At 43.4% G+C, this 15,402-nt stretch carries 15 protein-coding genes and 1 pseudogene; 11 read left to right on the forward strand and 5 right to left on the reverse strand.

From position 1 onward, the window contains the following. The 4 genes and pseudogenes from JCM16496_RS22775 to JCM16496_RS18940 form a co-directional block, all read left to right on the forward strand. Positions 1 to 204, forward strand: a pseudogene (locus tag JCM16496_RS22775) (hypothetical protein); the annotation flags it as partial. An 8-nt stretch (positions 205 to 212) separates the two neighbouring features. Continuing rightward, the gene (locus JCM16496_RS18930) at positions 213 to 494 is read left to right on the forward strand and encodes an Imm17 family immunity protein (RefSeq protein ID WP_025836159.1); all 282 of its coding nucleotides are present in this window, start codon (positions 213 to 215) and stop codon (positions 492 to 494) included. A gap of 4 nt (positions 495 to 498) precedes the next feature. After that, the gene (locus JCM16496_RS18935) at positions 499 to 897 is read left to right on the forward strand and encodes a hypothetical protein (protein WP_025836160.1); all 399 of its coding nucleotides are present in this window, start codon (positions 499 to 501) and stop codon (positions 895 to 897) included. After that, positions 894 to 1,271 carry a hypothetical protein gene (locus JCM16496_RS18940; protein ID WP_025836162.1) on the forward strand — a complete coding sequence of 126 codons (378 nt, stop codon included), beginning with the start codon at positions 894 to 896 and terminating at the stop codon, positions 1,269 to 1,271. The genes JCM16496_RS18935 and JCM16496_RS18940 overlap by 4 nt, the downstream gene beginning before the upstream one ends. Positions 1,272 to 1,320: 49 nt before the next feature. Here JCM16496_RS18940 and JCM16496_RS18945 read toward each other — a convergent pair whose 3' ends face one another. The 5 genes from JCM16496_RS18945 to JCM16496_RS18965 form a co-directional block, all read right to left on the reverse strand. Next, positions 1,321 to 2,214: a DUF1266 domain-containing protein gene (locus tag JCM16496_RS18945; RefSeq protein WP_025836163.1), complete on the reverse strand. Its 894-nt coding sequence runs from the start codon at positions 2,212 to 2,214 to the stop codon at positions 1,321 to 1,323. 37 nt (positions 2,215 to 2,251) lie between these two features. Continuing rightward, positions 2,252 to 3,181 carry a hypothetical protein gene (locus tag JCM16496_RS18950; RefSeq protein ID WP_244440494.1) on the reverse strand — a complete coding sequence of 310 codons (930 nt, stop codon included), beginning with the start codon at positions 3,179 to 3,181 and terminating at the stop codon, positions 2,252 to 2,254. A gap of 45 nt (positions 3,182 to 3,226) precedes the next feature. Continuing rightward, positions 3,227 to 3,808 carry a hypothetical protein gene (locus JCM16496_RS18955; protein ID WP_025836167.1) on the reverse strand — a complete coding sequence of 194 codons (582 nt, stop codon included), beginning with the start codon at positions 3,806 to 3,808 and terminating at the stop codon, positions 3,227 to 3,229. Between the two features lie 21 nt (positions 3,809 to 3,829). Continuing rightward, positions 3,830 to 4,531 (reverse strand): hypothetical protein, encoded by a 702-nt coding sequence (locus JCM16496_RS18960; RefSeq protein WP_128809735.1) that lies wholly within the window; start codon positions 4,529 to 4,531, stop codon positions 3,830 to 3,832. Between the two features lie 117 nt (positions 4,532 to 4,648). Next, positions 4,649 to 5,503: an Rpn family recombination-promoting nuclease/putative transposase gene (locus JCM16496_RS18965; protein WP_025836170.1), complete on the reverse strand. Its 855-nt coding sequence runs from the start codon at positions 5,501 to 5,503 to the stop codon at positions 4,649 to 4,651. Between the two features lie 378 nt (positions 5,504 to 5,881). On the opposite strand from JCM16496_RS18965, the gene JCM16496_RS18975 reads away from it, so the two are divergent. The 7 genes from JCM16496_RS18975 to JCM16496_RS19005 all read left to right on the forward strand — a co-directional run bounded on the left by JCM16496_RS18975 (position 5,882) and on the right by JCM16496_RS19005 (position 15,398). Further along, positions 5,882 to 7,105, forward strand: a complete 1,224-nt coding sequence (locus JCM16496_RS18975) for a site-specific integrase (protein ID WP_025836173.1) — start codon at positions 5,882 to 5,884, stop codon at positions 7,103 to 7,105. Beyond that, complete coding sequence (locus JCM16496_RS18980) at positions 7,102 to 7,491, forward strand: virulence RhuM family protein (protein ID WP_025836174.1); 390 nt, start codon at positions 7,102 to 7,104, stop codon at positions 7,489 to 7,491. The genes JCM16496_RS18975 and JCM16496_RS18980 overlap by 4 nt, the downstream gene beginning before the upstream one ends. Before the next feature lie 314 nt (positions 7,492 to 7,805). Next, on the forward strand, positions 7,806 to 9,047 hold the full coding sequence (locus JCM16496_RS18985; RefSeq protein WP_025836175.1) for a primase-helicase family protein: 1,242 nt from the start codon (positions 7,806 to 7,808) through the stop codon (positions 9,045 to 9,047). A 275-nt stretch (positions 9,048 to 9,322) separates the two neighbouring features. After that, the gene (locus tag JCM16496_RS18990) at positions 9,323 to 10,300 is read left to right on the forward strand and encodes a DUF8464 domain-containing protein (protein ID WP_025836177.1); all 978 of its coding nucleotides are present in this window, start codon (positions 9,323 to 9,325) and stop codon (positions 10,298 to 10,300) included. Between the two features lie 213 nt (positions 10,301 to 10,513). Then, a complete protein-coding gene (mobV, locus tag JCM16496_RS18995; RefSeq protein WP_025836178.1) occupies positions 10,514 to 11,818 on the forward strand; it encodes a MobV family relaxase in 1,305 nt (434 codons plus the stop codon). Positions 11,819 to 12,134: 316 nt separating this feature from the next. Next, positions 12,135 to 12,815: a hypothetical protein gene (locus tag JCM16496_RS19000; RefSeq protein WP_025836180.1), complete on the forward strand. Its 681-nt coding sequence runs from the start codon at positions 12,135 to 12,137 to the stop codon at positions 12,813 to 12,815. 15 nt (positions 12,816 to 12,830) lie between these two features. Further along, on the forward strand, positions 12,831 to 15,398 hold the full coding sequence (locus JCM16496_RS19005) for a UvrD-helicase domain-containing protein (protein WP_025836182.1): 2,568 nt from the start codon (positions 12,831 to 12,833) through the stop codon (positions 15,396 to 15,398). The last annotated feature ends 4 nt before the right edge of the window (positions 15,399 to 15,402 follow it).

Below are 15,402 nucleotides of genomic sequence, written 5' to 3' on the forward strand. Positions count from 1 at the left end.
TCTGATATGAGTTTGCTGGAACGTCTCCGGTTTCTTACGATGAAAGCTGAACAAGTGGTAAAGCGTACGGAGGATATAAAGGAATTCCGTCAGTTCCTGGTCTTTCCGGAAGCAATGGATTTATTTGATGCAACGACCTTGCGCATTCAAGTGGTAGGTGAAATGGAGATTCTTTGCAAATGGGTTACGATTTATGACAATTAAATAAGAACATGACAATCACCGATATATACGAGGCGATGAATGGCAAGGCTGAATCATTCTTTGAGTGGGTGCAGGCTCACCCGAAATACGGACTGCTGCTTGCGGCAGGGTTACTTGTCTTGTGGCTCGTCGGGATATTGTTCCGCTGGAAATGGGCATGCCACTGGCAGTTTGGCGGTAAACTGTGGATGTTTGATAATTGCAAGCCCGAGACACGCCATAGGATTCAAATGGCATTGATTGGTCTGGCTCTTGCCGGATGCTTGACGATGTTCTTCGCATGGAGGTGACGGCATGGAAAAGGACAATAGTAAATACCGTTTCTGCTTCATCGACTATATGTGGTATGTGGTCGAGGTATGGCATGAAAAGGAGCATACCAATCTCAACGGACGTGTGTTGCTGTTTTTGTGTTGGCTCCTCGTCATACTCATACCGCTTGGTATACCGCTGTTATTGCGCTTTTTCGGTTGGATGATTGCTTTGGTCATAGTGATTCCTCTCTGCTTTCTTCCCGATTTATTCTGTAAGATACGCTATACAACCAGGCAGCGTAATGCCCTCCGTGAACGTTACGGGAAGATGAAACATCCCGGCAGGAAACTCGCCGGAATAACCCTTGTCGCCATCGCTCTGGCTCTGGCAAATGTCATGTTGGTGTTCCACCTCGGATTTATGCATTGGAGCCGATGAAGAAGCTGGAGAACATACAGCGGTTTTATTTCTTCGACTACCTGTTTTGGATTGGAGAAAAATTGCACAAACGCTATGGTCGTTATGTCAGGCGCATGGGTGGCGATATGGTGCTGGAGTTGTATCTGTTTGCCTTTGTATTGTTTCCGCTGACATTATTCTTGGTGCATCTGTTCCATGATAATGCAGAGGTTGTACTGATAATCTCCTGTGTGGGTATTCTGACTGCGACAACAGCACTCAACATCATATATAGCAAAAGAAAAATAGCAGTGATGAAACATTACTCCCGTCATCGCTTCAACCCTGTTACAGCATGGATTCTTGCACTATTCCCATTTGCGGTAATCCTCGTCACATTAATCAGCCAATGACGGATTTTGTGTCTATAATGTCATTATTGCATTATATTTTGAAACAGCCTTAGCCCTTCCATGGGAAACGTACCCACGGAGAGTTAGGCTTAGTGAGCATATCTTCTGCAAGTCCGCTCATGTTGCAGTCGCCGTTCCACATGGTACGTCCCAACATATAACTGTTGGCAAGATCTTTCCACGAACCGAATTCTGCGGATTTTGCCATTGCATAAGCGTGGTCGACACAATTCCGGCATTCTTCTTGCGTCAGATACCCTCTTTGCATGGCTGCACGTGCGACAAAGTTGAGCCTTCCGGCATCCCATGCTACAACTCCAAGGCGTTCTATGTCGGACATGGACGATATGATGCCTTCATTAACCAGAATGTCGTATTGTGACTTCAAGTTGGAGAGTTGCTCTTTTGCCTTTTCAATCAATCCTCTTGCCCGCTCCATACCATCGGGGAGGTTAGCTAAATTAGGGTCATTCACAATCTCATCACGAATAATCTTCATCGCCTCAGCCTCACTTGAAGCGTTGTAGGCAGACAAAACCAGTGGGAGGATACTTTGTGACGGAGCATTGCTCAGATAATTCACGACACCCACTGCATCATCCCGATTGTCAATTCCCCACCACTCGGAAAGAATCGTTGAAAGACGTGATTCTTCAATGTCTACATCCATAGCATCAACATATCCCCCCTGCTGGTAAGCATACAATGCTCCTACTGCGATTGACCGTACATCATCTGCTGAAAGGGTTGAATTCTCCTTGACACGAATGCCTTGGGTAACATGACGGATAATCTTGACGGCTTTCCTCACTTTGCTTACAATCAAGCAGGTAAAGAACACAACAAATACAACCGGAACGATGAAAGTCATGACTTTCAGATACACAGGAGACTGTGTCGGATCCATTCCGAACAAATAAGTGAAATAATCGAAAAATTCCATTTTACAAGTTTTTATTAGTTTATATTTCTTGCTTTAATCATTTGTATATACGCAAATTCACCACCTTGCCATCAAGCAGCTCCACATAGTGGTTGTCGGAAAAGCTCCACGATTCGAGGGTGCTCTTTTCCCTTTTGACTTCCGTTTTGCGGTAAGGCTCGCCCCATGCGGCGATGACCATCTCCTTTGTCATGCCGACATCCACTTTCCGGAACGCTATCTGCTTGCCGAAATCCTTTCCGTATCGCTTCTCCAACGAGGCGATGCGGGCGATGCTGACAAACTCATACACCTCGTCACCTCCTGTCGGAAAGGCTTCCACCTTGACGCCGTCAGCACCCTCCATAATCAGAAACGCACCGTCGCTGTTCATCTTCAAGCTAATGTCCACACAACGGTATTCAGCGCCCTCGGCAGGCGTTATGACCTCGCCGCTCTCTGTCTCCACCTTTTTGGCAAGCGACAGGAATGTCTGTCCAACAAACCTTTTCAATTTCTCATAGAACCCGAGGCAGGTCATGCAGCGCGGATAGGTGTAGGGCTTATAGTAGATTTCGTCTCCGCTTTCCTTCTCACGCAGCAGCAAGCAGCACCCTGAAGCTTTCGTCCAGACTTTCAAAACCTCGTAATACTTTCCTGCTACGTCCTTTGCCGGAGTGATACTTATGCCATCTACCTTGTAAACGGGATGTTTCCCGCCGTCAAGGAAGTTTCCGGTGAAAAATACCTCATAGTAACCCCGGTTGTCGTTTCTCGCCCCGTGCATGAAGAGGGTCTGCCCCGGCAAGGAGGCATAACTCCGTTCCTCCACATTTGTCAGGCTATCATAGGGCATGGCATTTTGCACGGTGTATTCTTTCATCCCGTTGCTCTTGGGAACGATGTTGAGCTGTGCCGACACCGTGTTGCAGAGGAAGAGGGGGATGCCGACGAATATCATTCTGATACTTTGTATAGTTCTAATCATATACACAACTGTCTTTTATTGCTTGGGGTATTACTTGCAATTGTATCAACAAGGTCTGATTAAATCACGGATTGGTAGCTTGTTTTCTTGGCAACGTTCCTTTATGGTGTTGACAAAACTCCTGAATTTGTGATAATTCATGCCTCCATCAATATCCCAACCGAATCGTATGAGTTTCAAATCCTTTTTAATGCCGTTTTTCGTATATAAGATATCAATCTCATGCACAGGTTTTATTTCTGATTGCCTTAACAGCCATATTATATTTATGCACGATGGGGCAAACTCTATCGTTTCAGTACGGTTGTTCCGCTGATGGATTTCTCCGTTTCTCAACTCAACATCACATACAAGCATTTGTGTCTTGTCATATACTATGATGCAAGGGAGATAGTCATCTGACAATGCCCATAAAACATCCTTATCCGACATGTCAAATGTCGGATAGAGGCGTTTTATAAATGAAACGATAGAATGTTCCGACGAAGAAATATCAAAATCGAAATACTGCCCGTATAGTCGTTTTATCTCCTTCGTCTGCTTGTTATAAAGAGCCACGACAAGCCTTTGGATTCCTATCCCTGCACCCAACACAATTATGCCGGTTATAATATACGCCAGTGTCATGGAGGAATTATGTCCAATCGTCTACCTAAAGAAGAAATACCAAACAAGCCCTATGGCGATAAGCACATAGAATACATATTGCATTATCTGCATGTATTTGTTGGCTGCTTTTTCAACCGTGGATTCAGTAGCCTGTGGGTCTCCGGTCGCGGCTGTATCGGGTATGGCTGAGAAATAGGATTTGTCAACGCCCTTTCCGAGTATCCTGTTTTCTATTGGCAATATCGTGTGTCCGGTCCATTTGAAAAATCCCGAACCGTCCCACTTGCCCACTATAGCATAGTTACAATCAAATTCTGCAATGCTTCCATTGGACACTGCCATAGTAAATATGACTATGCCATCAAAATGGTTGCTTATGGCCATGACATCATCCGTATCTTCCTCTTTCTGGACATAATTTGCAGTTGCATCATCCAACTCGATATCTCTCGAACCGGTATCAGCAGCATTAAATCTTATACAGCCAACTGGAAGCGCATTGATTTCTTCCTTAATGGCTTCAAGGGTTTCTTCGTCTATGCTTTCCTCATTTAAAGGCATGGCAAATACACGATATGCACAATCTTCATAGCGACAGTCGCGTATGGGATAAAGGTATACGAATTTGGGATTAATGATATGGGGATATTTTTTCATACACTTCTGAAACCTCTTAGTTTCAGATACCACCGGTGCGTTCCCTGTTCTGAACGCCTCTTTTAAGGTGCTTAATTCACTCATTGTAGTTTACCATTTAGTTAATATTCATGTTGATAATGTTTGGTTGATAATAAGCTGGCTGATAAGTTATTATAAAGGAGGACTTGGCAATAGAGTTGGGTGCAAAAGAACCCACGCTTACAACTTTTCAATTTCTTCAGCCGGAAGCCCCGAAACTTGTGCTATAAGTTCTACGGAAGTGCCTGCCGCTTTTAATTTGGCTGCCATAGAACGTTTTGCTTCTTCACGCCCTTCTTCACGCCCCCGTGCTTCACCTTTCAGTTCTGCCGTTTGCAGGGTGCTGAACCAGTCGCGTAGGGCTTTCAGGCTATCTTCATACTCTATGCGCTCTTGCTTGTCGAATCTGGCGATTTCTGCCACCTCGAACAAGCGGGCAAAAACCTTTTCCTGCAGGGCAACTGGACGGCTCATCAAGTTTCCGAGGTTACGGATGGCGTAGAGCCATTTGTCCGGCATTGTGACCAGCTCGTTTTCTTCTTTGACAAACTTGGGCATTTCCAAATAGATGAAAGTCAGTTTGTCGTAGAAAAGTTCCTTGGTTTTCATATCCACCAACTGCACGTCGTGTCGCACCTCATCGTCATTGAAGATGCGGAAATTGAGTATGCCGATGGTATAAACGCCTTTCAGTTCGTAGTTCCAATAACCTCGGGACGCCTGTTCGCGAATGGCGAAAGTGGAGTAATAGATGCTGCGGTCCTTGAAGAATTGCTGCTCGCCTTTCTGCATCTCGACGATGAACGTCTCTCCCTGCGTGTTCTTGCAATAGACGTCGAACACGGCACGGCGGTCGTATTCCTGTGTTCCCATGTGTTCCGTATTCAGGTAGGTGACATCCTCAATCTCCTCTTTGCCGTGAAGCAAGGCGTTGAGGAAACTGATGAGCAGGCTCTTGTTGATTTCTGTACCGAAAAGCTTTTTGAAGGCGAAATCGGTATAAAAATTCACATATCTATCTATATCTGAACACATGCTACTTGCTTGTTTAACAGGTTGCGGAAACCTTATTGTTTATATCCGCAAATATAAGATTTATCTTTCATATAATCCTACAGCCAAGTCGTTTTTTGTAAACCCTCAATTTAGACAAAAAATCTCTGGAATAACCTCGAAAAACGGGAGAAATGGCACTAAATGGCTTAATGTCATGCCGTTACAGTGTCAGGTGATGCCAAGCCGAAAATGCTTAAAAAGTAAAGAAAAGCAGAACTAAGCAGGAGAACGGTTTGCAAATCATTACCCGATGAAAAGTAATTTTTAACACATGGCACTGATATTTACTTCGTATGGCTTTGATTGGCTTACAAGGTCTAACTCGTTGATATTTAACTTTGCAAACAAAAAACGAGTATGGCAAGAAGCACATTCAAAGTGCTGTTCTACGTGAACGGCAGCAAGGAGAAAGACGGCATTGTCCCCATCATGGGACGAGTGACAATCAACGGGACTGTAGCACAGTTCAGTTGCAAGCAGACCATCCCGAAAACGCTTTGGGATGCAAAAGGCAACCGAGCCAAAGGCAAGAGTGTCGAGGCACGGAACATCAACCACGCTTTGGACAATATCAAGGCACAAATCATCAAGCACTACCAACGAATTTCAGACCGTGAGGCATACGTTACGGCTGAAATGGTGCGCAACGCCTATCAAGGTATCGGCAGCGAGTATGAAACACTGTTGAAAGCGTTTGACAAGGAGAACGAGACATTCAAGAAGCGTGTGGGCAAAGACAGGGTTATAGCTACATATCGGTCACGGGTACGGGCGAGGAACCATGTAGCCGCCTTTATCAAGTCGTTCTACAGGCGCAGCGATATGTCTATGTTGGAACTTACTCCCGATTTCATCAAGGAGTTTGCCGCATATCTTTCAACGGAAGCAGGATTGCAGAACGGTTCGATATGGTCAAACTGCATGTGGCTGAAAGGTGTGGTCATGAAAGCGCATTATAATGGGTTGATACCACGCAACCCTTTCGCACAGTTCCACATTAGCCCCAATGTAAAGGAACGGGAATATCTGACGGAAGATGAACTGAAAGCGGTGATGACACACGAGTTTGCAGACAGCAAACTCGCATACATCCGTGACATCTTCGTCTTTGCCAGCTTCACCGCCCTCTCGTTCGTGGATATTCAGGAACTGACCTATGATGATATTGTAGAGGTGAATGGTGAAAAATGGATATTGTCAAAGCGACACAAGACCAAAGTACCGTTCCAAGTGAAGCTGCTTGATATTCCATTGCAGATTATCGAGCGTTACAGACCGCAGCAGGAAAACAACCTTGTGTTTCCCAATCTCAACTATTGGTCGGTATGCAAACCGCTGAAAAAGATGATAAAGGAATGTGGTATAACCAAGTCAATCAGCTTCCATTGCGCAAGGCATGGCTTCGCAACGCTGGCTCTGAGTAAGGGTATGCCAATCGAAAGCGTAAGCCGTGTTTTGGGACATACGAATATCGTCACGACCCAGCTCTATGCAAAGATTACCATACAGAAGATAGATGATGACCTCACGAAATTCGGGAACAAACTCAACCAGTCGTTTAACAACATATCAATGGGATGAATATGAAAAGATGTATCATAACAATGAACGAATCCGGTAATATCATCATACAGGAGAATGTTGCTGACATTTGGATGAACGAGCCTGAATTGGTGGAACTGTTCGGAGTGATAGCCCCGACACTTCGTGCAGCCGTCAGAGCCGTGTATAAAAGTAGCATCTTGAAAGAACACGAGGTGCAGAAGTATATCCGATTGGAGAACGGTTATCATGCCGATGTATTCAGTTTCCCGATGGTGATTGCACTCGCTTTCCGCATCAATACTTTCGGTGCAGAACAAGTGCGTAATGCCATTCTTGAAAGGATGTACTTGCGAAAAGAGAAAACAAATATCTTCTTTTCGCTGGGTATAAACGACATGGAAACTTCTAAGTATCAGACATGAAGTTTATAAATATGACGACATGAAGTAGTGAGACCAATGCGTATTCCCATTGCCAAAAATATGCTTATATCGATAATTGAATAGGCATATTGCCATTCACACATACGAATATGACACGCCCGAAGAGACTGCCATTTGAGCGGTGCTTCTTCGGGCTTGTTTTTGCTTTTTCACTCGTTTTTCATCCACGGATTGCTCACTTTTTCATAGCAAAGTATTTTTTGCAGCGTTCTGCTGCGGTTTGCGTATCAACCTATCCGATAAATGCTTATACTTTTGTGGCTGACATTTTACCAAACTAAAATCGAATGAAAATGACAGCTAAAGAAACGAAAGACAGCCACCGACCGCCCACGGATGGCGGCATGGCAAAGGAGGAGTTTATCCGAGTGGGTACTACCCTCTACAAGTTAGTGAACCAGCCCCGTCTGAACGGCGGCTATGTGAAGAAACGCATCGTGTGGAACAACGAGACACTACGGCAGGATTACGGCAAACACTATCTTGCCACCGTGCCGAAGTATGACGGCTTCTGTACCGTACCCGAACACGTCAGCTATCAGCCCGTGGTCGGCAAGTTCCTCAACCTCTATGAGCCGATAGACCACAAGCCGATGGAGGGTGATTTTCCCTCTATCCGCTCGTTGGTGGAACACATCTTCGGGGAGCAATACGAGTTGGGGATGGACTATCTGCAACTATTGTATTTACAACCCATACAAAAGTTGCCCATCCTGCTGTTGGTTTCGGAGGAACGCAACACGGGCAAAAGCACATTTCTAAATTTTCTAAAAGCCCTGTTTCAGAACAATGTCACTTTCAACACCAACGAGGATTTCCGCAGCCAGTTCAATTCCGACTGGGCAGGGAAACTCCTTATCGTGGTGGACGAGGTGCTGTTGAGCCGCAGGGAGGACAGCGAGCGGTTGAAGAACCTGAGCACCACACTCTCCTATAAGGTGGAAGCCAAAGGCAAAGACCGTGACGAGATAGCCTTCTTCGCCAAGTTCGTGCTGTGTTCCAACAACGAGTATCTGCCCGTAATTATAGATGCAGGGGAAACACGCTATTGGGTACGCAAGATAGACCGCTTGCAGTCGGATGATACCGACTTCCTGCAAAAACTGAAAGCGGAGATACCTGCATTTCTCCACCATTTACAGCACAGGCAGCTATCCTCCGAAAAGAAAAGCCGTATGTGGTTCTCCCCCTCGCTGCTGCATACCGAAGCATTGCAGCGCATCATCCGCAGCAACCGCAACCGATTGGAGATAGAGATGCACGAGCTTATCCTCGACATCATGGACAGGGTCGGTTCGGAAACTTTCTCTTTTTGCCCCGATGACATCCTCATCCTATTGGGAAACTCGCATGTCAAGGCGGAAAGGTATCAGGTGCGGAGGGTATTGCAGGAGCGTTGGAAGCTGAAACCAGCCCACAATACCCTCACATATACCACTTATCAAGTTGACTACACGAGAGAGTGCCGCTATGCGCCCAAGCGTACGACAGGGAGGTTCTACACAGTGACAAGAGAGTTTTTGGAAACACTATAATTCTTTTTTTGATGAATTGATGAATAAGAATATAATAGTATGACTATCAATAGAATATACCATCATCAAACCTTAATCAAGGATAAGGTACTGATGAAAAGAGAAAACAGTACGGACAGACCATACCGACATCACAAATGATGATTTTCTCTTTTCGCAAGCAGTTTGATGAATGTATGATGAGAGTATATAACACTATACATCAATATGTTAAATGCACTAATCATCAAAACATCGTTTTACCAACCATCATCAAATCCGTAGGAATATACATTATGACCATACAGGAAGCAAAACAAATCAGCATCGCAGACTATCTGCAAAGTTTGGGTTATACACCCGTCAAGCGACAAGGCAACAGCCTTTGGTACAAGTCACCGCTGAGAGAGGAAACCGAAGCCTCGTTCAAAGTAAACACCGAACTCAACCAATGGTATGACTTCGGCATCGGCAAGGGTGGCAACATCATCGCATTGGCTTCGGAACTCTATCGTTCCGACAATGTGCCGTATCTGTTGGAGTGCATCGCCAAACAGACACTGCATCTGCACACTGCCAACCATGCGCCATTCTCTTTTGGTCGGCAATCCGTTTCAGAGCCGATGTACCGACACCTGCAAGTTTCGGAGTTATCCTCTCCTGCACTGCTGTCCTATTTGCAGGAGCGTGGGATAAACACCGAACTCGCCAAAAGGGAATGCCGAGAACTGCATTACATATATGAGGGTAAGCCATACTTTGCCATCGGCTTCCCGAATATGGCAGGGGGCTATGAGGTGCGCAACCGATACTTCAAAGGCTGTGTCGCTCCAAAGGACATCACCCATATCCGACAGCAGGGAGAGCCACGAAGTATGTGTTACCTTTTCGAGGGCTTCATGGATTACCTCTCATTCCTTACCATCCGTGTGAGGAACAATCCGCAGTACCCCCGACAGACCACACAGGACTATATCATCTTGAACTCCGTTTCCAATCTATCAAAGGCGGAGGGCTTATTGGCTGAATACTCCCGAATCGGATGTTTCCTTGACAATGACACGGCAGGGCGGACAGCCTGTGAGCATCTAAAAGCAAGATTCGGTGAACGCCTTTTCGACAAATCCATACACTACCGTGGGTACAAGGATTTGAACGATTACCTGTGTGGTAAGTCACTGTCCCAATCGGTAGAACCGATGAAGCAGAAGCAGCAAGTCCAATCCGCAAGGCGGATGATGCAGCCACCGAAAAAACGAGGGCTGAAGATGTAGTGAATGAGAGAATGCTTGCAGGCACACGGATATTTGCTAACGGAAAATACCATAGCTTATTAGGGAATTTTCCGAGCCGCAATATTCCGTACCGCTGAAAATTCCCCAATAAGCCAAAGAGGTTGCACCTCTCTGGACTCTCCCCAACTAACGGCTGTAGCCGTACAGAAGAAAAATCAACCATTGTTTCACAAGCTAAAAAAAAATTATTATATGGGTTATGCAGTATTACACATGGAAAAGACAAGCGGAACGGATTCCGCCATGTCAGCGCACATAGAGCGCACCATCAAACCGAAAAATGCCGATGAGAGCCGGACACACCTCAATCGGGAACTGATAAAGTTTCCTGACGGAGTGGAGAACAGGACACAAGCCATACAGCACCGATTGGACACCGCAGGACTGACACGCAAAATCGGGAACAACCAAGTAAGGGCTATCCGTATATTGCTTACAGGAACTCACGATGATATGGAGCGCATCACCGACGAGGGCAGACTTGATGAGTGGTGCAACGACAATCTGAAATACCTTGCTGATACATTCGGCAAGGAGAATATCGTGTCGGCAGTCTTACACATGGATGAGCAGACACCGCACATACACGCCACCCTTGTTCCGATTGTCAAGGGAGAACGTAAGCGCAAGAAGAAAGAGGAACAGGTAAAGAAACGCTACCGAAAGAAGCCTACCGACACCATAAGACTGTGTGCCGATGATATTATGACACGCGCCAAACTCAAATCCTATCAGGACACCTATGCTCAAACCATGAGCGGTTATGGGTTGCAGCGCGGCATTGACGGCTCGGAAGCAAGGCACATCACCACACGGCAGTATTACCGTGATTTAGTACAACAGACGGAACAGTTACAGACTGATATAGTGCAACTCCAAGACCGTAAAGAGACGGCACAGGAAGAACTGAAACGAGCCAAGAAAGAGGTGCAGACCGAGAAACTGAAAGGAGCAGCCACGACCGCAGCGACCAACATCGCCGAGAGTGTAGGTTCTCTTTTCGGCAGTAACAAGGTCAAGACATTGGAGAGGGAGAACAGGGATTTGCATGAGCGTGTCTCTGAACTTGAAGAAGTAGCCCGACAAAGGGAACGGCAACAGGCAAAGCACATACAGGAGATAACGGACGCTTACGAGCAGCGACACCGCAAGCTGTCTGAGTTCACGGACTTTGTAAAACGCTACTTTCCGTATGTTGAAAAACTGATACCGACAATAAATTTCCTGCGTGAACGCTTGGGCTTCAATGACGATATAATCCGAAGACTATGCACATTCAAGGATGTTCCCATAAAAGGCAAGCTCCATTCTTCGGAATTCAACCGAGACTTTGAAACCCAACGTGCTGTATGCTCCATCAAGGAAGATGAGAATGGTAAGTTTGATTTCAATATTGACGGAGTTTCACATGTAAGCTGGTTCAGAAAGAAGATGAATGAGTTTAGGGAAGCAATCGGAATACCGAAGCCAAGACAGAACAGAGGTATTAAGCTGTAAGTCAAAATAAAGTCCGTGATAGTTGAATGACATATCACGGACTTTTTGTACTTTTGTATTTGGATTGGGGCAACCCTTTCCAAGACATATTAGAAAAATAAGAAGCGTTATGCTTATCTTGTACTTGAAAACGTAGGAAATTCTCAAATTGGATACAAGGATAGCATAGTGGTTCTCACGCATATAGCGTGGGCTGCTATTGTTACATCCGTATCCAAGGTTTCCTACGACCTTCAAGTAAGAGTGTGGCATACAGTTCCACGCTTCTGCGCATATAGAAGTCTTTAGGAACTGAAAGACATAAAACAGAGATACAATGAAAAATAAAAAATGGCATTTAATTCAACTGTTGTTAATAAGCCTTTTCTGCTTTATCCCATCATTGATGATAGGACAAACCTATAAAATGTATTCTACGAGAAATTACCATAACCAACTTCGTTTAAATACAATGACAGGTGAAGTACAACAAATTCAGGATGATGGACAGTCTTGGGAAATTTGTAGTGCGAGAGAAGTTTTAGGAGATAGAGAGGGACGTTTTTGCCTTTATGAGACACAAAATATGTGGACTTTTATAATGCTTGATACATATACAGGCAAAAATTGGCAAGTCCAATTTAGTGTAAAGGGGGAGGATTATATGTTTGCAGCACCAATTAACATGTTTTCTCTTGCATACCCCGAAACAACGTCAAATTGGACGAATAGATTTCAGATGTTTGCGACCAAAAATATGTGGACTTTTATCCTGTTAGATTCATATAATGGACGTTTATGGCAAGTTCAATATAGTACACAAGATTTAGATAATCTGATGATTGTACCTATAAATAAATATGAGTTGATTTCTGATAACGAAAGATGTATATTCTCTATTCAACCATTAACAAGTATGTATCAATACTATCTTATAAATGACAATACAGGTGATATGTGGAAGTTCCAATGGAGTACTAAAGGGGATGATTATCGTTGGATTGAAAAATTCAAATAGCTATTATTCGTTGATATGCAGTCGCTATTCTTTATTGTAATTTGTATTGCTGTTATTTCTGTTTTCGTAATAACGGCAATGCGAATACGCCTTAAAAATAAGTCCAAAGAATTAACTGAAAAAATCAGTAGCATACACGCATATAGTGAGAAGTCCAGCTATGAGCAGGCTCGAGAAAGATTAACCAAACTCAATAATGATGTAGTTGTCGATATTCCGACTGACCTAAACAATGAATTTCATGGTAAGATAATATCAACAACGCAAGAAATAGACTTTACAAATCATTATAAACCATATTTTGAAGAAGCACATTCACTCGTCAAGCAACTTGAAGCATTCCATATTACCCCATCTGAAACTACTTCAAGACTAATCCGTGATTTTGGCAACATCAATAGGCTTGTCAAGCAACATAATGAAACGGTTATAAACCACATACTTGATACGCACAAAGATTTTTTTGACCATTGTCTGAAATATCCATTGGACAAGCAACAAAGACGTTCCATTGTTTCTGAGGAAGATAATTGTCTTGTCGTTAGTAGCGCAGGTAGCGGTAAGACTTCATCTATTGTGGGGAAAGTCAAATATCTTACGGAAATTAAAGGAATTGCCCCTCAAAGAATATTGCTTATCAGTTACACTAATAAAGCCGCAGCCGAACTAACTGAAAGAATGGCAACAAACGGATTAAAAGGTTATACTTTTCATAAATTAGCACTTGATATAATCGGAAAAGAGACAGGCATAAAACCATCTATTTGTGATAACACAGATGCCTTGTTTGTCGAAATATATCATAATCTGTTAAAAGACTCTGCCTTTAAGAAAAGCATTGTAGAATATTTCATAGACTACACTACCGATGCAGCAGATTGGGAAAAACGTAAGAGTGAAAGGCGGGAGCAATTATCAGAGTTAAAGGACGTACAGTTGAAAGCGATGTTCCCTGACATGGACGGCAAAACAATATATGTTAGGAGTGAACAGGAGCAAAAGATATGTTTTGTACTGTCTTCGTTTGGTGTGAAATTCAGATATGAAGAAGCGTATGAACATCAGTTGACAGACGAAATGCACTCTCAATATCGTCCCGATTTTTCGATATACTTTGACAAAGAGGGAGAGACCAAACGCATCTATCTTGAACATTTCGGAGTTGATAAACACGGCCTTGTACCTGCTTGGTTTGCAAAGGATAAGAATATCACATACGAAGAAGCCAATCAAAAATATAATGATGGGATAACATGGAAGAAAGCGGCTCATGAAAAGTTTGGAACACAACTGTTAGTAACATCAAGTGCTGATTTCCATTATTCAGATATAAAAGATAAACTTAGAAAGTTATTAGGGGATGCAGGCGTACCCATTCAAGAAAAAACAGATGAAGAATTATATGATTTAGTTCTACCCAAAGGCAGCAAACAAGAAAAAGCATTCATAAGACTGGTTGTCACTTTCGCTACATTGGTCAAGTCAAGTTGTAAATCTCTTAATGAGGTTTTGAAACAAGCATACAAAGCCAATGATGAACGAAGTGTTTTTATTATCGAGAATATATTTCAACCTGTTTACGAGCGTTATATACAAGCGTTAAGCGAGAGCAAACAAATAGATTTTACAGATGCTATTCTTAAAGCCACGGAAATATGTCGTACTTCACACCCTGTTGAGTATGATTATATTATTGTAGATGAATTTCAGGATATATCAGTTGACCGTTATAACTTTTTGAAGGCTTTGCGAGAAGGAAACCCTCCTGCAAAATTGTATTGTGTGGGCGATGACTGGCAATCCATATATCGTTTTTCGGGAAGTGATATGGCACTTTTTAATCAATTTCCCGAATACTTTGGTGCAACCGAAATAAACAAAATTGAGACTACATACAGATTTGGAGAGCCTTTGGTTGCTTTATCATCTCAGTTTATACAACGCAATAAAGCCCAAATACAAAAGAATATTTGTCCGTTCAGTGCAGAAGTTAAAACGGAATTAGAGTTCCATCCATACGAAAGACGTGATTATTGCAACACAATAGGACAACTGATAGCATCTATTCCATCAGACAAATCCGTGTTCTTATTGGGACGCTATTCTTTTGATGATTATTACCTGTCATTTATGTATCAATCCATTAAAGAGGGTAATAGATTCTATTATATGATAGGAGGACGAAAAATCGAATTTTTGACAGTACATAAATCCAAAGGGCTTGAAGCAGATTATGTAATTTTGCTGCAATGCAATAAAGACACTTACGGTTTTCCCTCACTTGTTAGCGATGACCCGGTACTCAGTTATGTACTTACTAAAAGCGACCAATTCCCATTTGGAGAAGAACGTAGATTATTCTACGTTGCAATAACAAGGGCTAAAATGAAAACACTTGTATTATTTGACAAGCGTTTTCCCTCTGTATTTGTAGATGAATTTTTACATCCCGAAAAAATCTCAGAGGGTAGCTATGAAAAACATCCTAACGCCAATAAGCGATGGACGAGAAAAGCAGACCAATTTCTATTGAAATTACATAGTGAGGGCAAAAGCATTAAGTACATTGCAACTAAAACCTAAAGTC

This window comes from Bacteroides rodentium JCM 16496, assembly GCF_000614125.1.
Lineage (GTDB): Bacteria > Bacteroidota > Bacteroidia > Bacteroidales > Bacteroidaceae > Bacteroides > Bacteroides rodentium.

Bases quoted from the DNA above. Each gene is read 5' to 3' on its own strand.
- JCM16496_RS18930 (WP_025836159.1), top strand. From the start codon at position 213: ATGACAATCACCGATATATACGAGGCGATGAATGGCAAGGCTGAATCA.
- JCM16496_RS18935 (WP_025836160.1), top strand. From the start codon at position 499: ATGGAAAAGGACAATAGTAAATACCGTTTCTGCTTCATCGACTATATG.
- JCM16496_RS18940 (WP_025836162.1), top strand. From the start codon at position 894: ATGAAGAAGCTGGAGAACATACAGCGGTTTTATTTCTTCGACTACCTG.
- JCM16496_RS18945 (WP_025836163.1), bottom strand. From the start codon at position 2,214: ATGGAATTTTTCGATTATTTCACTTATTTGTTCGGAATGGATCCGACA.
- JCM16496_RS18950 (WP_244440494.1), bottom strand. From the start codon at position 3,181: ATGATTAGAACTATACAAAGTATCAGAATGATATTCGTCGGCATCCCC.
- JCM16496_RS18955 (WP_025836167.1), bottom strand. From the start codon at position 3,808: ATGACACTGGCGTATATTATAACCGGCATAATTGTGTTGGGTGCAGGG.
- JCM16496_RS18960 (WP_128809735.1), bottom strand. From the start codon at position 4,531: ATGAGTGAATTAAGCACCTTAAAAGAGGCGTTCAGAACAGGGAACGCA.
- JCM16496_RS18965 (WP_025836170.1), bottom strand. From the start codon at position 5,503: ATGTGTTCAGATATAGATAGATATGTGAATTTTTATACCGATTTCGCC.
- JCM16496_RS18975 (WP_025836173.1), top strand. From the start codon at position 5,882: ATGGCAAGAAGCACATTCAAAGTGCTGTTCTACGTGAACGGCAGCAAG.
- JCM16496_RS18980 (WP_025836174.1), top strand. From the start codon at position 7,102: ATGAATATGAAAAGATGTATCATAACAATGAACGAATCCGGTAATATC.
- JCM16496_RS18985 (WP_025836175.1), top strand. From the start codon at position 7,806: ATGACAGCTAAAGAAACGAAAGACAGCCACCGACCGCCCACGGATGGC.
- JCM16496_RS18990 (WP_025836177.1), top strand. From the start codon at position 9,323: ATGACCATACAGGAAGCAAAACAAATCAGCATCGCAGACTATCTGCAA.
- mobV (WP_025836178.1), top strand. From the start codon at position 10,514: ATGGGTTATGCAGTATTACACATGGAAAAGACAAGCGGAACGGATTCC.
- JCM16496_RS19000 (WP_025836180.1), top strand. From the start codon at position 12,135: ATGAAAAATAAAAAATGGCATTTAATTCAACTGTTGTTAATAAGCCTT.
- JCM16496_RS19005 (WP_025836182.1), top strand. From the start codon at position 12,831: ATGCAGTCGCTATTCTTTATTGTAATTTGTATTGCTGTTATTTCTGTT.